This is a genomic window from Sorangium sp. So ce281 (genome assembly GCF_051527395.1).
Taxonomy (GTDB): domain Bacteria; phylum Myxococcota_A; class Polyangia; order Polyangiales; family Polyangiaceae; genus Sorangium; species Sorangium cellulosum_B.
The window spans coordinates 9,043,242-9,060,844 of the sequence record NZ_CP150322.1; the positions used below are offsets into that span (position 1 = coordinate 9,043,242).

The following is a 17,603-nucleotide window of genomic DNA, read 5'->3' on the forward strand; positions in this document are numbered from 1 at the left end:
CATGGATCCCCTCCCCTTCGGCCTCATCGCGTTCCGCCACGCCCCGGTCCCGCTCTCCGGCGTCTGCTACGGCCGCCTCGACGTCGCCGCGGAGCTCTCCCCCGACGGCGCCGCGACCGCGATCGAACGCGCGCTCCGCGACCTCGGCCTCCGCCCCGGCGTGGTCTGGTCGTCGCCGCTCTCCCGCTGTGCGCTCCCCGCGGCCGAGCTCGCGGCGCGCCTCGGGGTGGCGCACGCGGTCGACGAGCGCCTCGTCGAGATCGCCTATGGCGCATGGGAGGGGCGCGCCTGGTCGGGCATCGAGCGCGACGATCCGATCGCGTATGCCGCGTGGCTCGACGGCTGGGAGCGCGCCGGGCCGCCGGGGGGCGAGTCGGCGATCGAGGTCGAGGCCCGGGTGCGGTCGTTCTGGTGCGCGCTCTCTCCGACGTGCGGGGCGTCCCCGCACCTCCTGGTCGCGCATGCGGGCGTGCTGCGGGCGCTCCGCGTCGTCGCCTGCGGCGCGTCGTGGATCGAGGCGATGAGCGCGCCTGCCCCGTACCTTGCGGCCGAGCGCTTCCCTCTGCCGGCGTCCGCCGTTTCGCTGGAAGCCCGCTAGAACATCGACGATGAGGCAGCCCCGAGGTCAAGGGCTTTAGCGCTCTCTTTCCGCGGCTGGCCGGCTTCGGCTCGGCAGCGGTAGCGCTCGGTGTCGTCAGTGCAGGTCGTTTCGGCATGGGCGTCTCCCTTCGCCCTGGCGGGCGTCGTTACGGTTGGGCTGGAGCGCCGCGTCGCGTGCGCAGGAGCGAGCTGTGGCTCAATCGACGATCCGCATTCACAGGCCGGCGGTCGCCCTGGTGACCTGGATGCAGGCTGGGGTCCGAAACGGGATCGTGGAGGCGCAATCTATCAAACGGTGTGTTCCACCCAGAGGCGGATCACCCTCGGTGTTCCCGCGCTCATCCACGTAGCCCTCGTTCACGCTCCTGGCGTGGCGCGCTCGTGGCGCATGTCCCCCGTGTGGGGGAAGTCAGTGCATCGAGGCCCTCCTTGAGGTCGAGCTCGGCCTCGATGGAGCCGCTGCCGTGGCGGCGTTGAGTCCCTTGTCGACGGACCGTTGCCGGCGGCGCGCCTTGACCGTGGCTCGCTGCAAGGCGTGCGCCTGCTGCTCGACCGACTGCGCCTGCAGGCGCAGGCCCTTGGCCGAGGCAGCCGCTGCGCTCTGCGCGTCGTAGAGCGTGCCGTCGCGCCACATGGCCCACAGCACCCCCGACAGCCGCCGCGCCAGCGCCACGACGGCGATGTGGCGACCCCGGCGTTCGGCAATGGCGTCTGCCCATCGACGCAGTGGGTCGTCGCCGCTCTTGTTCTTGTGCCGCAGGATCGTGTGCGCGGCCTGTGTCAGCAGCACGCGCACGTACGCGTTGCCTTGCTTGGTGATCGAACCCAGCCGCCGCTTGTCGCGCCCGCCGGAGGTGTCCTCCAAGGGAACCAGACCCAGGTAGGAGGCGAGCTGGTGGGCGTGGCGAAAGCGCTTGGCTTCGTCCACGACCGAGACGAACGCGGCAGCGACGACCAGCCCCACGCCGGGCGCCGTGGTCAACCGCGCGATCACCGGCTCGTGGGCGCACAGCTGCTCGAGCGCGGCATCGACCAGCGCGATCTGGGGGTTGAGCACCTCCAGCGTGATCACCAAGGGCCCGACCAGCTGACGGCTCTCGGCTGGCAAAGAGGCCTCGCGCAGCCGCGCGAGAAAATCCTCGGTCATACATGTCGCGAGCTTGTGTCCGCAGGCGCGCAGAATGCCGCGCACGGTGGTGACGTACTGGGCTCGCGTCTCGACCAGCGCGCGCCGGACGGCCAGCTGGTGGCGAATGGCCCGCCGGTGAGGCGAAAGCACGTGAGCGAGCGGAATGCCCCCGCGCTCGACGGCGCGCGCCAGCGCCTCGGCATCGAGGCGGTCATTCTTGCGGCCGTGCTGGCCAACGCCGACCTGACGTGCTCGCGTGGTGTCGACGACCAGGACGTCGTGGCCCCAGTCGCGGAGCTTGTCGTGAGCCACCCAGGCCTCCCGGCACGCCTCGATCGCCACCCGGGCCGGCGAGGACGACGGACCGAGGACATCTTGGAGCGAATCAAGCGAGCGGACCGTGCGTCGCAGCGCCACCTGCCCGCCCACTACCTCGCAGAACGAAATCTCGTTGACCCCCAGATCCAGCGCTACACTTCGCATGGCTGACCTCTCCTGGGCCCCCGTCGACTGCGTCTTCGAACGCGTGGGGGTGCCCGCAGGCAACCCTGCAGGCGAGAGGTCGGCCATCTTGCTTGCTGCTCCGAGTGGCTCCTTCTTGCGCGCTGCTCTCCGGAGCTTGGAGCCCCCGCCGGAGGCCTCCGTCCGCCCATCGCCCGCAGCTTTGTCCGGCTGGAGCGCGCAGGGGGAGTCAAGGGCGGCGGAGCCGGCGAGCTCCGCTCGCGAACCCTTGACCCCCCCGAGCACTCCAGCACGCTCTGCTGCTGCCGATGGGCCGACCTCCACGGTGATGCGGGCTGTCTTCGCAGGCCCCGCCGCGCGAACGCGTCGAGCAGACGCACGGGTCGGTGCGGTCGGCATCGTGGATCCAGGCGCCGCTTGGGCTGCCTCATCCCATCTATCACGTTGAAACCCGGAGAATTTTCACAGGGAGGCGGGGAGATGGGGAGGAAGAAGAAATAAATTTCTCCCTCTTGCCGTCTCTCGCTCCCCGCCTCCCCGCCTCCCTGTGAAATTCCTGCTTTTTCTCGTGGTTTCAACCCGTTTGTCGCTCTAGAACACCAACGATGAGGCAGCCCCGAGGTCAAGGGCTTTAGCGCTCTCTTTCCGCGGCTGGCCGGCTTCGGCTCGGCAGCGGTAGCGCTCGGTGTCGTCAGTGCAGGTCGTTTCGGCATGGGCGTCTCCCTTCGCCCTGGCGGGCGTCGTTACGGTTGGGCTGGAGCGCCGCGTCGCGTGCGCAGGAGCGAGCTGTGGCTCAATCGACGATCCGCATTCACAGGCCGGCGGTCGCCCTGGTGACCTGGATGCAGGCTGGGGTCCGAAACGGGATCGTGGAGGCGCAATCTATCAAACGGTGTGTTCCACCCAGAGGCGGATCACCCTCGGTGTTCCCGCGCTCATCCACGTAGCCCTCGTTCACGCTCCTGGCGTGGCGCGCTCGTGGCGCATGTCCCCCGTGTGGGGGAAGTCAGTGCATCGAGGCCCTCCTTGAGGTCGAGCTCGGCCTCGATGGAGCCGCTGCCGTGGCGGCGTTGAGTCCCTTGTCGACGGACCGTTGCCGGCGGCGCGCCTTGACCGTGGCTCGCTGCAAGGCGTGCGCCTGCTGCTCGACCGACTGCGCCTGCAGGCGCAGGCCCTTGGCCGAGGCAGCCGCTGCGCTCTGCGCGTCGTAGAGCGTGCCGTCGCGCCACATGGCCCACAGCACCCCCGACAGCCGCCGCGCCAGCGCCACGACGGCGATGTGGCGACCCCGGCGTTCGGCAATGGCGTCTGCCCATCGACGCAGTGGGTCGTCGCCGCTCTTGTTCTTGTGCCGCAGGATCGTGTGCGCGGCCTGTGTCAGCAGCACGCGCACGTACGCGTTGCCTTGCTTGGTGATCGAACCCAGCCGCCGCTTGTCGCGCCCGCCGGAGGTGTCCTCCAAGGGAACCAGACCCAGGTAGGAGGCGAGCTGGTGGGCGTGGCGAAAGCGCTTGGCTTCGTCCACGACCGAGACGAACGCGGCAGCGACGACCAGCCCCACGCCGGGCGCCGTGGTCAACCGCGCGATCACCGGCTCGTGGGCGCACAGCTGCTCGAGCGCGGCATCGACCAGCGCGATCTGGGGGTTGAGCACCTCCAGCGTGATCACCAAGGGCCCGACCAGCTGACGGCTCTCGGCTGGCAAAGAGGCCTCGCGCAGCCGCGCGAGAAAATCCTCGGTCATACATGTCGCGAGCTTGTGTCCGCAGGCGCGCAGAATGCCGCGCACGGTGGTGACGTACTGGGCTCGCGTCTCGACCAGCGCGCGCCGGACGGCCAGCTGGTGGCGAATGGCCCGCCGGTGAGGCGAAAGCACGTGAGCGAGCGGAATGCCCCCGCGCTCGACGGCGCGCGCCAGCGCCTCGGCATCGAGGCGGTCATTCTTGCGGCCGTGCTGGCCAACGCCGACCTGACGTGCTCGCGTGGTGTCGACGACCAGGACGTCGTGGCCCCAGTCGCGGAGCTTGTCGTGAGCCACCCAGGCCTCCCGGCACGCCTCGATCGCCACCCGGGCCGGCGAGGACGACGGACCGAGGACATCTTGGAGCGAATCAAGCGAGCGGACCGTGCGTCGCAGCGCCACCTGCCCGCCCACTACCTCGCAGAACGAAATCTCGTTGACCCCCAGATCCAGCGCTACACTTCGCATGGCTGACCTCTCCTGGGCCCCCGTCGACTGCGTCTTCGAACGCGTGGGGGTGCCCGCAGGCAACCCTGCAGGCGAGAGGTCGGCCATCTTGCTTGCTGCTCCGAGTGGCTCCTTCTTGCGCGCTGCTCTCCGGAGCTTGGAGCCCCCGCCGGAGGCCTCCGTCCGCCCATCGCCCGCAGCTTTGTCCGGCTGGAGCGCGCAGGGGGAGTCAAGGGCGGCGGAGCCGGCGAGCTCCGCTCGCGAACCCTTGACCCCCCCGAGCACTCCAGCACGCTCTGCTGCTGCCGATGGGCCGACCTCCACGGTGATGCGGGCTGTCTTCGCAGGCCCCGCCGCGCGAACGCGTCGAGCAGACGCACGGGTCGGTGCGGTCGGCATCGTGGATCCAGGCGCCGCTTGGGCTGCCTCATCCCATCTATCAATCATGCCCAGACGCACCTTCTCCGTCTCGTCCAGGGCAGCCGCAGTTCTCGATGGGTCTTGAGCGCGTTCTCGGGCCCCAGGGGAATGGCCTCAACGCCTGGGTAGAACGCGCCGATCTCGAGCATGACGAGGTCGAACGGCCCGTACATCTGGCCCGTCTCGCGGAACTGTTCGGTCAGCCCCGTGTCGCCCGAGAAGAAGACCTTGTGCCGATCTGACTGGATGACCCATGACGACCAGAGGGTCGCGTCCCGGTCGCTCAGGCTGCGACCTGAGTAGTGCTGGCTTGGGGTCGCGAGGAAGCGCAACCCGCGAACGTCGCATGATTCACCCCAGTCGAGCTCGTGAATGCGCTCTGGCGCAATTCCCAGCCGCTCGAGGTGCGACCCCACCCCGAGCGACGTGACGATCGGGATCGCCGGCATGCGAGCGAGACCGGCGATCGTGGTCGCACACAGGTGGTCGTCTGACCGGACGACCCCATGCTTCGTGGGGGCGCGTCGTCGGCAAGGGAGCTTTCGGTCTACGTCGAGCCCCCCCGAAGAGGAGCTCGGGGAGCATCGGAAGGACTCCGGTCGTCGACGCCCTCCACGGACCCAGCGGGTTACGAAAGACGTCGCCGTCGAACTGCCTCGACGAACGAACTCGTTCCAGACGAAGACCATGAAAGCTCATGCGTTGCCTCTCGCCGCCCGAGCCGCCGCCTCGGCGCCGAGCTTCTCGCTCGACGTCCACAGGTCGGCCGCGAGCTTCGGATCCATCGCCTGCTTCTGCGGGGTCGCCGGCCGTCGCTTCGAGATGTACTCGCCCTTGAGCGACGCCGCCTCCGGCGAGGTCGGTGTCTTCGCGAGGTCGAATTTTCCGCGCGCCTGCATGGAGCTTGAGGTCGACACGACGCGCGCGCCGGGGGGTCTTGCGGATGAGGGCAAGCGCCGATCGTGCTCGGCCTTGAACTCCTCGGCGGCGCGCTTCACGTCGGCCATCCGCGACAGGTCGCAGAGAAGGATGTCGAGGTTCGGGTGCTCACTTGCTCTCCTTGGGAAAGTGGGGACGCAGAGCAGCGGCAAAGAGGAGGTCGAGTATCCGGTCGGGCAGGATGCGCACCAAGGTGAGGAGTGCGGCCTCGCGGCCGACGGTGGTGCGAGTGCGCGGCTTGCGCGCCGTCACTGCCTTGGCGATCACCTTCGCCGCAGCGTCAGCGGGCAGGCCCGACTTGGTGTGGTAGGCGGTCTGCGCGATGATGGCTTGCACCAGCCCGCCGTAGCGCTGGCTTTGCTCGGGCGTCATGGTCGACGCCACCTCATGGGCGCTGGCGATCGCCCGGCCGGGCATCTCCGTTCGCACGGCGCCCGGTTCGACCACGACCACCTGGACGCCCAGCGGGGCGATTTCGCGTCGCAAGGAGTCACTGACCGCTTCGAGCGCGAACTTCGTGCCTGCGTACGGACCATAGGTGGCCATGGCGACCTTGCCGCCCACGGAGCTGATGTTGACCACGCGACCCTTGCTGCGGATCAGGGCCGGCAGGAGTGTCTGGGTAACGGCGATGTGGCCGAAGAGGTTGACCTCGAACAGGCGTCGCCACTCGTCGATCGCGAAGACCTCGACCGGTGCGTTGACCGCCATGGCGGCGTTGTTTACCAGGGCCCGCACTGCCCGGCCCTGCGGGTCCCCGTGCACCCGAGTCGCCAGCGCCCGGATGTGGTCCGGGTTGGTGATGTCGAGGATCAGCGGCTCTATACCTGGCCCCCGGATTGCGTCGGCGTCCCGGTCGCGCCGGACACCCGCGAGGACGTGGAACCCCCGCCGAGCGAGCTCGCGTGCCGCGGCCGCGCCGATGCCGGTAGACGCACCGGTTATGACGACGATCTCTTGGATTTCAGGTGACGCTGTCATGGCCGCGCTCCTTTCTTCGACGAGCGAGGAGCGAAGCGCGCTGCGAGGAGCTGCGTCCGCTGCTCCAGCACCTCCATCGACGGTTGGTCCGCGAGCAACCCGTCGAGCGCGAGGAGGAAGACCTCGGCGCTCGCCTCATCGCCCAAGATGGCGGCCACGCACTCGAGCGCGATCTTGCGATAAAGTGCCTCGCTCTCGGGATCGATGCGCTCGCACGCCTCGATGAAATCGCTCCCCATCGGTGCCCCGACCATCTCCGCCCAGGGCTCGAGCGCCAGCAGACGGCAGACGCTGAGCAAGCGCTCATAGGCGCTCCCCGGGCCGTTCGCCGCCTCCTTCGCGGCGGGGTGCCGAGAGACCAGCCAGTCCACGAATACGGCCCGGTAGATGTCTTCTTTGTCCTTGAAGATCCGGTAGAGCAGCGTGCGCGAGAGGCCGGCGCGCTTGGCGATGTCCTCGAAGGCCGTCTTCGCGAAGCCGAAGTTGAGGAAGCACCAGCGCGCGGCGGTCAGGATCCTCGCGCGGCGGGCGGCCGCCTCGTCGTCTGTCGTCGCTTGCATGAAGACATTGTGACAATTTGCGCATCAATTGTCAACATGTTATCGATGGTCCCAAGACTGGGCAGTCGGGGAGGAATGCACGAGCGCACGACGCGTGCGAAAGCGCGGACGCGACGTTCTGCTGATTCTGCGACGTGCGTCCCCCGTCGGGGTGACACGCGACGCCTTCGACACGCAACGAGACGGACGGAACGCCGCGCGGCCTTGATCGCAACGGATCGATGGTCCCCGATGGTCCCGGGGGTGATGCGCGCGTTGGCTCAACGATCGCGACGTTCGACCGCCCCGATCTCCAGCACGCCTCGCGGGACGTCGCGATTCCGAGGCGCGCGTGGCGCGGGTCGAACAAGCAGACGAAGTCGCCGCGGGTGAGCGGCGCGCGCAAGCGCGCGAGCCGGCGCAACAGCGGCGGCAGCAGCAGCTCGTCCGCGAAGTCGGAGAGGCCGAGGCGGATGATTCGCTCGCTCGTGCGCGGCTCGACGTCGGGCACGAGCTCGGCTGGTTGCCCCTGAGGTTGCACGTGAACACCAGCAGATCGCGCACGGGCGAGGGCGACGCCGGGCCCTCGGGGACTGCAAGAGCGCCCCGCGAACGACGAGCCAGGGACGAGCTCGGGCGACAACGTACTGACCCATCCCCTCGCGGCCGAGCGCTTCCCGCTCCTTGCGTCCGCCCTTTCGCTGGCGGCCCCCTGAGGGGCGCGTACCCTCGTCGGGCATGACCCCGCAAGAAGAGCTCGCGCTCCTGCTGCGCCCGGCGGCCGGAGGCCTCTACCTCGTCTCGACCGGCCGCGCGCAGCAGATCGAGGTCCAGCGGCGGCTCTACGGCGCCGCGACCGAGGAGGAGGTCCTCGCGCGGTTCCGCGCGTCGCTCGACTGCATCGCCGGCGCGCGCGCCGTCTTGCTCGGCGTGCCCTCCGACGTCGGCGCGGGGTTCCTCCGCGGCTCCAACATGGGCCCGCAGGCCATCCGGACCGCGCTCCTCGACGCCTTGCCGGACTTCCCCGAGCGGGCGCGCGAGGTCGGGCTCGTCGACATCGGCGACGTGTTCGTCGTGCCGCAGCTCCTGCACGACGACATGCTCTCGGAGGCGCAGAAGGCCGCGTCGCGCCGCGCGCTCTACCCTGGCGTGCCCGAGCCCGCGGCGTCGCGGCTGCCGGTCTCGCCGCTCTCCATCGCGGAGCGCGCGCTCGATCTCGTCTTCTCGATCAACCCGGGCGTCGCCCCCATCGTGCTCGGCGGCGATCACTCCACGGCCTTGCCGGTGGCGCGCGCGCTCGCCCGCGCGCGGAAGCGGCCGTGGGGCATCGTCCAGCCGGACGCGCACACCGATCTCCTCGAGGAGCGGCTCGGGATCGCGTACTGCTTCGCCACGTGGTCGTACCACGCGAACGAGCTGGTCGGGCGGGGCGGCCGGCTGACGCAGGTGGGGGTCCGCGCGTCGCAGAAGCCGCGCGAGCACTGGGAGAGCCGCTACGGCGTGCGGCAGTTCTGGGCGGCCGAGTGCCGCGCCGATCCGGCGGCGGCGCTCGACGCCATCGTGGCCCACGTGAAGAGCACCGGCGTCGAGGGCGTGTATTTCTCGAACGACATCGACGGCACGGACGCCGCGTACGCCGACGCCACGGGGACGCCGGAGCCGGACGGCCTGTCGCCCGAGTTCGTCGTGGCGCTCATCCGCCGGCTCGGGCGCGAGGTCGGCCTGATCGGCGGCGACGTCATGGAGGTCGCGCCGGCGCTCCAGCCGACGCCGGAGAGCGCGGCGCGCACGGTCACGCTCGCCGCGCGCTACCTGCGCGAGACGATCGAGGCCACCGTCGGCCGCGCGCTCGCCTGACGCCGCTCAGGGCTCGGGGCCTCTGGCCGCGGGCAGGGCGGCGTCGCGGGCCCAATCGCTCCAGGACCCCTCGTAGAGGATCGCGTCCTCGCGGCCGAGCGTCGTCAGGGCGAGCAGGTCGTGGCAGGCGGTGACGCCGGAGCCGCAGTAGCAGACCACGGTGGCTGCATCGAGCGCGCCGAGGTCGCGGTAGCGCCGCTCGAGCTCCGCGCGCTCGCGGAAGGCGCCCCCGGGGGCGCCGAGGTTCTCGGCGAAGGGGGCGGAGCGGGCGCCGGGGATGTGGCCCGGGCGGGCATCGACGGGCTCGGTCTGCCCCTCGTAGCGCTCGCGGGCGCGGGCATCGAGGATCACCGCCGCGGAATCGCGGCGCAGCCTGTCGACAGCCGCCTTGTCGGCGACCGGGGCGCCGCCGGGGGCGAGATCCATGGCGGGCGCTTCCGCGATCGTGGGTGCCTCGGTCGAGAGGGGGTGTCCCGCGGAGGTCCACGCCTGGAGCCCCCCGTCGAGCACGCGCCCTCCCGGATGACCGAAGTAGCGCAGCAGCCACCAGAGGCGGGCGGCGATGGCGCCCCCGGCGTCGTCGTAGCCGACGACCACCGAGCCTGGGATGACCCCGATGCGGGCGAGGACGCGCGCGAAGGCCGCCGCGTCGGGCAGCGGGTGGCGGCCTGGTCCGCCGTGCGCCGGGCAGGAGAGATCGGCATCGACGTCGAGGTGGACGGCGCCCGGGATGTGCCCGCGGGCGTACTCGTCGGCGCCGCGGCGACCGCCGAGGTACCAGCGGCAATCGACGACGCGGACGCGGGGATCGCCCGCGTGCGCCGCGAGCCAGGCGACATCGACGAGCGGACCGGGGGGCACGAGGAAGGGATCGCGCATGGGCGAAGGGTACCTACCTTGCTCGCGCCGGGCCACATCGCATCCTCGCCATGCTCGACGGCTCGGCTGTGCCCGACGGCGCTGCGCCGCCGCACGCGACTCCGGCGCTCGACGGAGCGCCCCAAAAGCGACGGCATTTGCAAGCACTTTTGACAGTCGAGATCGGGCTTGACGGCATCAGGCATGGATGTCAATCGGCGCGCACAGCACGCCTGTATGCGAAATAGGCGCCACAAACCGCTTGATTTTCAACCGCATCTGCTCGTCCTGCCCGCCCCGCAGCACCTGCCCACCCCGGAGGACACCCCTGGCCTCGCTCAGCGCTCCACCGAGCGACAGGCGAAAGCGCCGCGGGCGACCTGCTCACAAAAGTTCGGCTTCACCAGATCGATTCATTGATCACGCCTCGCCTCGAAGGTCCGACGGATCGAAGCCTTTCCCTTTATTTCGACCGGCGAGAGCGCTATACTTTTCTCTCTAATCACTTGAATCACGACCCATGAAACTTCGACTTTCAAACTTCACCGCCGCAGCGTTCCTCCCCCTCCTGTCAGCTCTCTCGGGCTGCTCCGACGATGGAAGCTCCGGCAGCTCGGAGGCCGGCACGACCACGACCTCGAGCGCATCCGGGTCCGGCGGGCAGGGCTCGGGCGGGGATGGCGCCGGAGGGGCCACGGCCTCGAGCTCGACCTCCGCCGGAACCGGCGGTGGCGGCTCGGCGGTCGACCCGACCTTTGAAACGGTCAGAGCGGTCGTCGCGAATGCTGGCTGCTCCGATGCGAGCTGCCACAACGGCGAGGCGGAACCGAGGCTGCTCGACGACGACACCCTCTACGCGACCCTGACGACGCACATCTCCGAGGCTTGCGGAGACATTCCGCTCGTCACCCCCGGCGAGCCAGAACAGAGCGCCCTCGTCAAGATCCTCAAAGGCCCCTGCGGGGATATCGCCCGCATGCCCAATGGATGCGTCGGTGAGCCCGGCCCGGAATACACGTGCCTGCCCCAGACATACATCGACGCGATCGAGCAGTGGGTCGCCGACGGCGCGCAGCAGTGAGCAGCCGATAACAACGACGCGGGCTCCGCCCCGGAGCGCCGCGTCGTTGTGCTGATGGCACGAGGTCATCGCGGTCGCTGAAACCCGGCGCCAAGCAAGAGGCCCCTCCTGAGGGGAGGGGCCTTTTTTGCATTTCGATCAAGCCGGCAGACCCGGCACGAGCGACGATCAGCCGTTCGCGCGAAGCATCTTGAACTCACCAGGGTCCTTGATGGACACTGGATTGGTCTCGCTGGCGAAGAGCTTGGTGTCGTCGTGCTTGCCGAAGTGGGTCACCTCGGCCGAGCCACCGATCGCCGGGAAGCCGTCCGCGCCGGCCTTCACCCCGATGGCGTTCAGCAGGTTGCAGAAGTACTTGTTGATCGGCTGCGTGGCGACATCCGGCGGCGTCCCCGTGCCGTCGATCTCGCCGAACTCGAGCTTCGTCTGGCCCGGCCCGCAGGCAGCCTCGCTGTTACCGACGGCCAGGTCAGCCTTGCCACCTTCGACGTTCACCGCCTGACCCGTCTTGAAGTAGCCGCCGCAGCTCCCTGCCTGGAGGATCGGCAGGTTGTTGAGGTTGTGGCTGTTGCCGTCGGAGTCTTCCTGGAACCAGACCGTCGCGGTGTTGTCGAGGAGCTTGCCCTCGCCCTCGTCGATGCTGTCGAGCCGACCGACGAGGTAAGCGAACTTCTTCGCGTACCAGTCGTCGATCTGCTGAATCATCTCGATGACACCGGGAACGCAGTCACCACCCATGTTGGCGTCGCCAACGCGGTGGGAGATGCCATGGGAGTCCTTCGAATGATTGATGCCGTCCCACTTGAACGTGAGCGTCCCGGGGAACTTCATGAAGATGACGCGGTTCTGGTCGCAGATGGCCGAAAGCACCGCGAGGTCCATCATGATGTTCGTCGATTTCGACAGGTCGATGCCGAGGCCACCCCCCTGCGAGGCCGCCTGCACGGACTGGGCCGTCAACCCGAGCGCCTCTGCCTGGGCGGCGCTGCACTGGGCCCTGACCGTGTTCGTGGTCTGGTGGAGGAGGTCCTTCCAGTCGGAGAGCCGCTGCTTGTCCGCCTGGCTCATCCTGACCCTCTCGAGGGTCTCCAGGTCCTCCCGCACGACGTCGATCACGCTCTTGCCGCGGACCACCTTGTACGTGTCCTGCGACACGGGGCCCTGGCCGAAGAGGCCCGTGAGGTTGTTGTAGATCGTCGTCGGAGACCCGATGCCAGGGAAGATCTGCTTGGGCTTGTCGTACGAGAAATTGGAGAACGAGTCCTGCCGCACCCCGCCGATCTGCATCACGAGGGGAGCGGCGCCGTTGGGGTTGACCTGCTCCGCGGCGATGTGATCGAGCGACCGCCCGGTCGACTTCGCGTTGAACTTGTCGCTCTCGGGCGTCACCGGATAGCAGGTGAAATACGACCCCATGACCTGGCCGTGGGGGTCGTTGTTCTGGCCGTGGGTCCGCCCGAAGCTCCACTCGTTCATCCCCCGGATGCCACGCGGCATCAGGAGCTTCTTTGCGAAGGGCGCGAGGTGCTTGAGCGTCGTCGCCTCGTAATCGGCGGCGGTCAATTCGCCATGGGACTTCTTCGGGAACCACCGGTTCGTCAGGCAGCCATAGTGCGTGAAGAGCACGATCAGCCGCTTCGGAGCGCCGCCGCCGGCCGACTGCGCCTCGGCGTCACGCTCGGCGACAGAGCCCAAGAAAGGTGCAGCGACGACGGCTCCACCCAGGCCTCGGAGGAATACTCTTCGATTGAGGTTCTTCATCATGGTCGTAGTCCTTCTCAATCCCCGAAGACGGTGCGCAGGCGGAACGAATCGGCCTGGGTAAGATCCGTGAGCAAATTGATGATGGTGTAGCCGTCGCTGGACAGCTTGTCGCTGAGCTCGTTGACGGTGCAGGCGTCGTTCGTGTTCGGCACCCGCCGGCGGGCCCAGGAGACCCACTGCTCGGCGTAGTGACGCTTGGCGATCGCACCGGCGCCGAGCTCGGTCATCATCTCGAAAGGCGTCGTGATCGTCTTCGTGTTGGTGTCGCTGAAGTAGACGTCGCCCGTCGCGTCGATGTCGCCGCCGAGCGGATCCTTCGTCTGCACCTTGCCAACGGAGTCGAACCTCTCGAGCACGAAGCCCGGCGGGTTGACGAGCTTGCTGTGGCAGTCGACGCACCCCGCAGGGGAGGTCAGCGCCTCGATGGCCTCGCGCTCGGTGGAGAACGGGCCCGGAGGCCGCGGCGTCTGGTCCGCGCCGGGCGTCGGCTTCAGGGTGAGCCCGAGCAGCCTGTTGGCGACGTACGCGCCCCGGAGGATCGGGCTCGTGGCGCCGAAGGACGAGTAGGAGCTCAGGAACCCAACGCGGGTCAAGAACCCCGGCCGCTCGTTCGGGTCGAGCTCCACCCGCGTCAGCTCCGCGCCATAGTCGGCGGCGTTGAGCCCGTAGATCGGAGCGGTGTCCTCGTTCACGTAAGCGACGTTGCTGAGGAAGATGTCCTTGAACGACCCCCCCTCGAACGCCACCTCCTCGAAGAAGGCGTCGATCTCGGCCAGCATCGGAGCGACGATGTCCGGGGAGTAGTCGGGGAACTTGGTCGTGTCGTGCTCGACCTGTCCCCAGTGCGACCCCTCACGAATGTCGGCATAAGCACGATGGAACAGGGCCACGATCGGCGCCGTCTTGGTCCGGTCCTGAACCATCCGCTCCGCCTGCGCGAGGATCTGCTCCCTGGTGGTGAGCTGACCCGCGTCTGCGGCGGTGTTCAAGGCGTCATCCGGAATGGAGCCCCAGAGCAGGAACGCGAGCCTCGTCGCCACCTCGTGGCTGGAGAGCTTGATGGCGCCGTTCTCCGTGTCGTCCGTCAGCTCGGGGACCGTGATGAACGAGGGCGAAGCGAGCATGGCGAAGAGGATGGCCTCGGCGACCTCCGCGGGCGTGCCCTTGGGCTCCAGCGCGTTGAACCGCATGTAGCGCTGCACCTCTTCGTCCGTCACAGGGCGGCGGAACGCCTTGCGGCCGAAGGCGCGGATCGTCGACTCGAGGCACCCGGCCGCCGCCGGATCGCAGGCGATGAACTTCGACTTGTTCGCCCCGGCCATCACCTCGGCGGCGATGCTTTCGGCAGCCACGAGGTAGGAGTTCCAGGCGATGTCCGTCATGCTGCCCTCGAAGTCGGCCACGAGGAGAGAGGATGGGTTGCCCGTGGGAGCGTTCGGCACGCTCGTCACACCGAGCAGATCCCTCACCACCGCGTCGTACTCGCGGTTCAAGAGCCGCGGGACCTGGGACGTCGCCCAGATGCCGGGAGTGCAGACACGCGGGTCGCCGGGGTCCGGCTCCGCCGGCCCGCCCCCCGTACCGGCGCTGCCGGAGGTCTCCCCGCCACTGGAGGAGACCCCCGGGTCACCGGGTGCTATCTCGCCAGTGCAACCAGCGAGCAAAGTGGATGACGTCAAAAATGTTGCCGTACCGATGTACGCTAGTTGCCGCAGCGTTCGCATAATATGACTATCCCCGACCTGTGCCGAACTGATCCCCCAGCGCAGGATTCCAACGCGGGTCCGACCGGCGAGCCCCTGACTCGGGGAGCTGGCGCCGGCCGACCCGTCGCCTCGAGATGCTGTGGTTGCCGAGCTTACTGGCACCTTGAGCCGCGCCGTCGCCCTCGAGCATGAGGGTGCGGCCCGGGCTGTTTGCGAAGCGATCGGTCGGCTGCTCGGGCGGCTAATGAGGCCGCCCGTGCGGTGGAATCTTCGCGCATGGCTTCACGAGAACGTGTCACGAGCGCGAAGCGCCGGAGCACCGGCCCACGCGGCGCGTTCATCACTACCGTCCACTCGTTCATCGCGCGGATGCCTCGGGGCATGAGGAGTTTGTCGACGTGAGGCGCCAGGTGCCTCAGGCTTGAGCGCAGAGACGGCGCCAGATGTCGCGGTAGATCGACTCGAGATTGCGGGCAAAGCGCGGGCCGTCCATGAGCGGCGACTGCTTCATGCGATCGCGCAGCGTCCGGCGAAGCTCGCCGAGGTGCTCGAGGTTCTCGGCGAGCGCGCTGGCGACCCGAACGTAGTGTTCCGGCGTCGTCGCGATGAGCTCCGGCAGACCCAGGTTCATCGCCTGGCAGACGCCGGCGCGGCCGACCACGGTTTCCCCTGCGAGGGTCACCACCGGGACGCCCATCCACAGCGCGTCGAGGCTCGTGGTGTGGCCGTTGGAAGGGAACGTATCGAGACAGATGTCGATCTCGCGGTACCTTCGCAGATAGTCGAGCCGCCCGCACCGGTCGACGAACTCGACCCGGTCGAGCTGGACGCCCCCTTCCTCGAAGATCGAGCGCACCCGGTCCCGGGCCCTTCCCTGAGGCGCCATGAGCGTGAGCCGCGACCCGGGCGCCGCGGCCAGCACCCTCGTCCAGACTTGAAGCACCCCTTCATTCACCTTCCTGAAGTGGTTCAGGCAGCCGAAGGTGACCCTCCCCTCCGCGAGAGCGGGGAGAGCGCTCACGTCGGGCACGTCGGTGAGCGGGTCGTAGCACCAGAACGAGTCGGGGAGCCGAAGGGTCTCCTCCGTGTAGACGTCCGTGCTCGCACCGGGGGGATCGAGGAAGGGATCGGACAGGCGATAGTCCATCGATTCGAGGCCCGTCGTCCCGGGGTACGCCAGCCAGCACACCTGAAGGGGAGCGGGCCGGCGGGCAAAGACCAGGACACGGCGGTCCGTCATATGCATGGTGAGATCGACCAGGATATCGATCTGATCCCGCCGAATGACCTCGGACAGGGCGGCGTCGTCCAGCGCCGCGACCTCGCGAAAAACATCGGCATACCCGCGGATGCGATCCGTCAGGTTATCCGGCCTGTCCGTGCTCGAGTAGCAAAAGATCTCGAACTGCCGGTGGTCATGGCTCTGGAACAGCGGGATCGTGAAGAGAGACTGGACGTGGGTTCGGAAGTCGGGTGACACGTAACCGACGCGGAGCCGCCGGTCGGGCGAGCGATCGGTCTTGTGAGGGGGAGCCTGCGCGGCGAGGGCGCGGGCATGCCGGGCATTCCACGCGCGCGCCTCGGCGAGGATGTCGCGCTCGGTGACGTTCGGCCAGAACGGCATGTTGAAGAGGAGAGCGCTGTGCGCAGCGGGGTCGTCGGGACACAGGGCGACCGCCTCGCGGTACATCGCCTGGGACTCGTCGAGGAGCCCCGACTCGCCGAGCGCGGCGGCGAGATAATCCCGAGCGACATGGTAGTTTCGGTCGATCTCGAGCGCTCGACGCAGATCGTCGATCGCCTCGTCGAAACGGCCGGCGTCCGCGTGAATCGCGCCGAGCGCCGTGTACGCATTGGCCATCCGCGGATTGAGCTTCAGCGCCACGCGGTACCAGGCCGCGGCGTCGTCCGACCGGCCGCCGAGGCGCAATGTCTCGCCGAGGGCCGCCAGGGCGTCGGACGCGCTCAAGCCCGACTCGGGGATGCGCGCCGCCGCAGGAGCGACCCCGGCGGCAGACGCACCCCGCTGGTCCCGCAGGCCCGCGAGGCGCTCGCCAGCCTGCAATAACCCGGGTTCGAGATCGCGGGCGCGCTCGTAGCACGCCGCCGCCGCGTCCAGGTCCCCTTGCTCCTCGAACGTGAGAGCAAGGTTGAACACCGCCTCGGCGAAGTCGGGCTTCCGAGCGACGGCCATGAGCAACACGGCGACCGCCTGGGGTCTCCGGCCGAGGCAGCGATACACGTCGCCGAGATGCGACAGGTAGAGGGCGTTGCTCGGGGCGACGCGGACGGCTCGCTCGAGCAGCGCGGCGGCCTCCGCGAGCCGACCGGATTGGACGGTGATCACGCCGAGAAGAAGCAGCGCGTCGCCATGCCCGGGCGCTTGCTCGAGCACGCCGCGATAGAGGAGCTCTGCGCGATCGACCTGCCCGGCCCGATGAAACTGCACTGCCAATTCGAAGAGCGAAGCGGCGGTCACGGGGAGTTCCTTGTCGGAAGAGTGCTGGATCTCGCGGAGCAGGATGGCTGCGCCCGGGCGCTGAGCGCAAGCCGGTTTTCTTGTCGACCGGCGCATCCAGCGTGGCTGTACGATGGGAGGGCCACTTCGGGAGGCCCACTTCGAGGAGCTTGACTTTCGGATCGCGCCAGGAGTTCTTCTCCCCTCCCGGCGCGGACCGCGCCGGACCAAGCCAAGCAGCCGAGCTCGGGCGCAGCGCCAGGCGCGACGAAGAGCCCTGCTGACATGGCGCGACGAGGAGCAACGACGCGACGCGCCCGCCCCCGTCTGCCTGGTGACGGGAGGTTGTGAGAGGGGCTCAGGGCACGTGAGACCGGCTTGAGCGCACAAGCACGAGTGTCAATCGACGCGTACAGCATGGCTGTACACCGGGATGGCCTCCACGAACCGCTTGATTTTCTGATGGCGTTTGCTCATTCTACCGGCACAAGAGGACGTTCCTCGTCTCGCGCAGCTCTTGCCTACGGGCGACGTGGATCGCGCGTCGCCTCTGCAATCCGAAGCTCGAAGCCTTTTGCTTCGATCCACGGGAACGAGAGCTCAACCTTCTCTCTCACCATC

The 17,603-nt window shown here is 68.7% G+C and carries 14 protein-coding genes; 3 read left to right on the forward strand and 11 right to left on the reverse strand.

The annotated features are described in order from the left end of the window. The first annotated feature begins 1 nt into the window (after position 1). A complete protein-coding gene (locus WMF27_RS34305) occupies positions 2–598 on the forward strand; it encodes a histidine phosphatase family protein (protein WP_437764655.1) in 597 nt (198 codons plus the stop codon). A 411-nt stretch (positions 599–1,009) separates the two neighbouring features. Here the strand turns inward: WMF27_RS34305 and WMF27_RS34310 are convergent, their stop codons facing one another. From WMF27_RS34310 to WMF27_RS34340, 7 genes are all read right to left on the reverse strand, one after another. Next, positions 1,010–2,212 (reverse strand): IS110 family transposase, encoded by a 1,203-nt coding sequence (locus WMF27_RS34310; protein WP_437761397.1) that lies wholly within the window; start codon positions 2,210–2,212, stop codon positions 1,010–1,012. A gap of 985 nt (positions 2,213–3,197) precedes the next feature. After that, positions 3,198–4,400 carry an IS110 family transposase gene (locus tag WMF27_RS34315; RefSeq protein WP_437761397.1) on the reverse strand — a complete coding sequence of 401 codons (1,203 nt, stop codon included), beginning with the start codon at positions 4,398–4,400 and terminating at the stop codon, positions 3,198–3,200. Between the two features lie 422 nt (positions 4,401–4,822). Beyond that, complete coding sequence (locus WMF27_RS34320; protein ID WP_437764654.1) at positions 4,823–5,488, reverse strand: MBL fold metallo-hydrolase; 666 nt, start codon at positions 5,486–5,488, stop codon at positions 4,823–4,825. 6 nt (positions 5,489–5,494) lie between these two features. Continuing rightward, positions 5,495–5,806 (reverse strand): hypothetical protein, encoded by a 312-nt coding sequence (locus tag WMF27_RS34325; protein ID WP_437764653.1) that lies wholly within the window; start codon positions 5,804–5,806, stop codon positions 5,495–5,497. 40 nt (positions 5,807–5,846) lie between these two features. Further along, positions 5,847–6,719 (reverse strand): SDR family NAD(P)-dependent oxidoreductase, encoded by an 873-nt coding sequence (locus WMF27_RS34330; RefSeq protein ID WP_437764652.1) that lies wholly within the window; start codon positions 6,717–6,719, stop codon positions 5,847–5,849. After that, positions 6,716–7,279 (reverse strand): TetR/AcrR family transcriptional regulator, encoded by a 564-nt coding sequence (locus WMF27_RS34335; RefSeq protein ID WP_437764651.1) that lies wholly within the window; start codon positions 7,277–7,279, stop codon positions 6,716–6,718. The genes WMF27_RS34330 and WMF27_RS34335 overlap by 4 nt, the downstream gene beginning before the upstream one ends. A gap of 31 nt (positions 7,280–7,310) precedes the next feature. Further along, a complete protein-coding gene (locus WMF27_RS34340; protein ID WP_437764650.1) occupies positions 7,311–7,769 on the reverse strand; it encodes a hypothetical protein in 459 nt (152 codons plus the stop codon). 227 nt (positions 7,770–7,996) lie between these two features. Between WMF27_RS34340 and WMF27_RS34345 the strand changes: the two genes are divergently transcribed. Then, entirely contained in the window at positions 7,997–9,115 is a 1,119-nt protein-coding gene (locus WMF27_RS34345; protein ID WP_437764649.1) for an arginase family protein, read from the forward strand. A 6-nt stretch (positions 9,116–9,121) separates the two neighbouring features. On the opposite strand, the gene WMF27_RS34350 is transcribed toward WMF27_RS34345, so the two are convergent. Next, a complete protein-coding gene (locus tag WMF27_RS34350) occupies positions 9,122–9,994 on the reverse strand; it encodes a sulfurtransferase (protein WP_437764648.1) in 873 nt (290 codons plus the stop codon). Between the two features lie 499 nt (positions 9,995–10,493). On the opposite strand from WMF27_RS34350, the gene WMF27_RS34355 reads away from it, so the two are divergent. Then, entirely contained in the window at positions 10,494–11,054 is a 561-nt protein-coding gene (locus WMF27_RS34355; RefSeq protein ID WP_437764647.1) for a hypothetical protein, read from the forward strand. A gap of 168 nt (positions 11,055–11,222) precedes the next feature. Here WMF27_RS34355 and WMF27_RS34360 read toward each other — a convergent pair whose 3' ends face one another. From WMF27_RS34360 to WMF27_RS34370, 3 genes are all read right to left on the reverse strand, one after another. Continuing rightward, positions 11,223–12,818, reverse strand: a complete 1,596-nt coding sequence (locus WMF27_RS34360; protein WP_437943263.1) for a DUF1552 domain-containing protein — start codon at positions 12,816–12,818, stop codon at positions 11,223–11,225. Between the two features lie 14 nt (positions 12,819–12,832). After that, positions 12,833–14,311, reverse strand: a complete 1,479-nt coding sequence (locus WMF27_RS34365) for a DUF1592 domain-containing protein (protein ID WP_437764645.1) — start codon at positions 14,309–14,311, stop codon at positions 12,833–12,835. A 628-nt stretch (positions 14,312–14,939) separates the two neighbouring features. Continuing rightward, entirely contained in the window at positions 14,940–17,003 is a 2,064-nt protein-coding gene (locus WMF27_RS34370; protein WP_437764644.1) for a tetratricopeptide repeat protein, read from the reverse strand. Between the last annotated feature and the right edge of the window lie 600 nt (positions 17,004–17,603).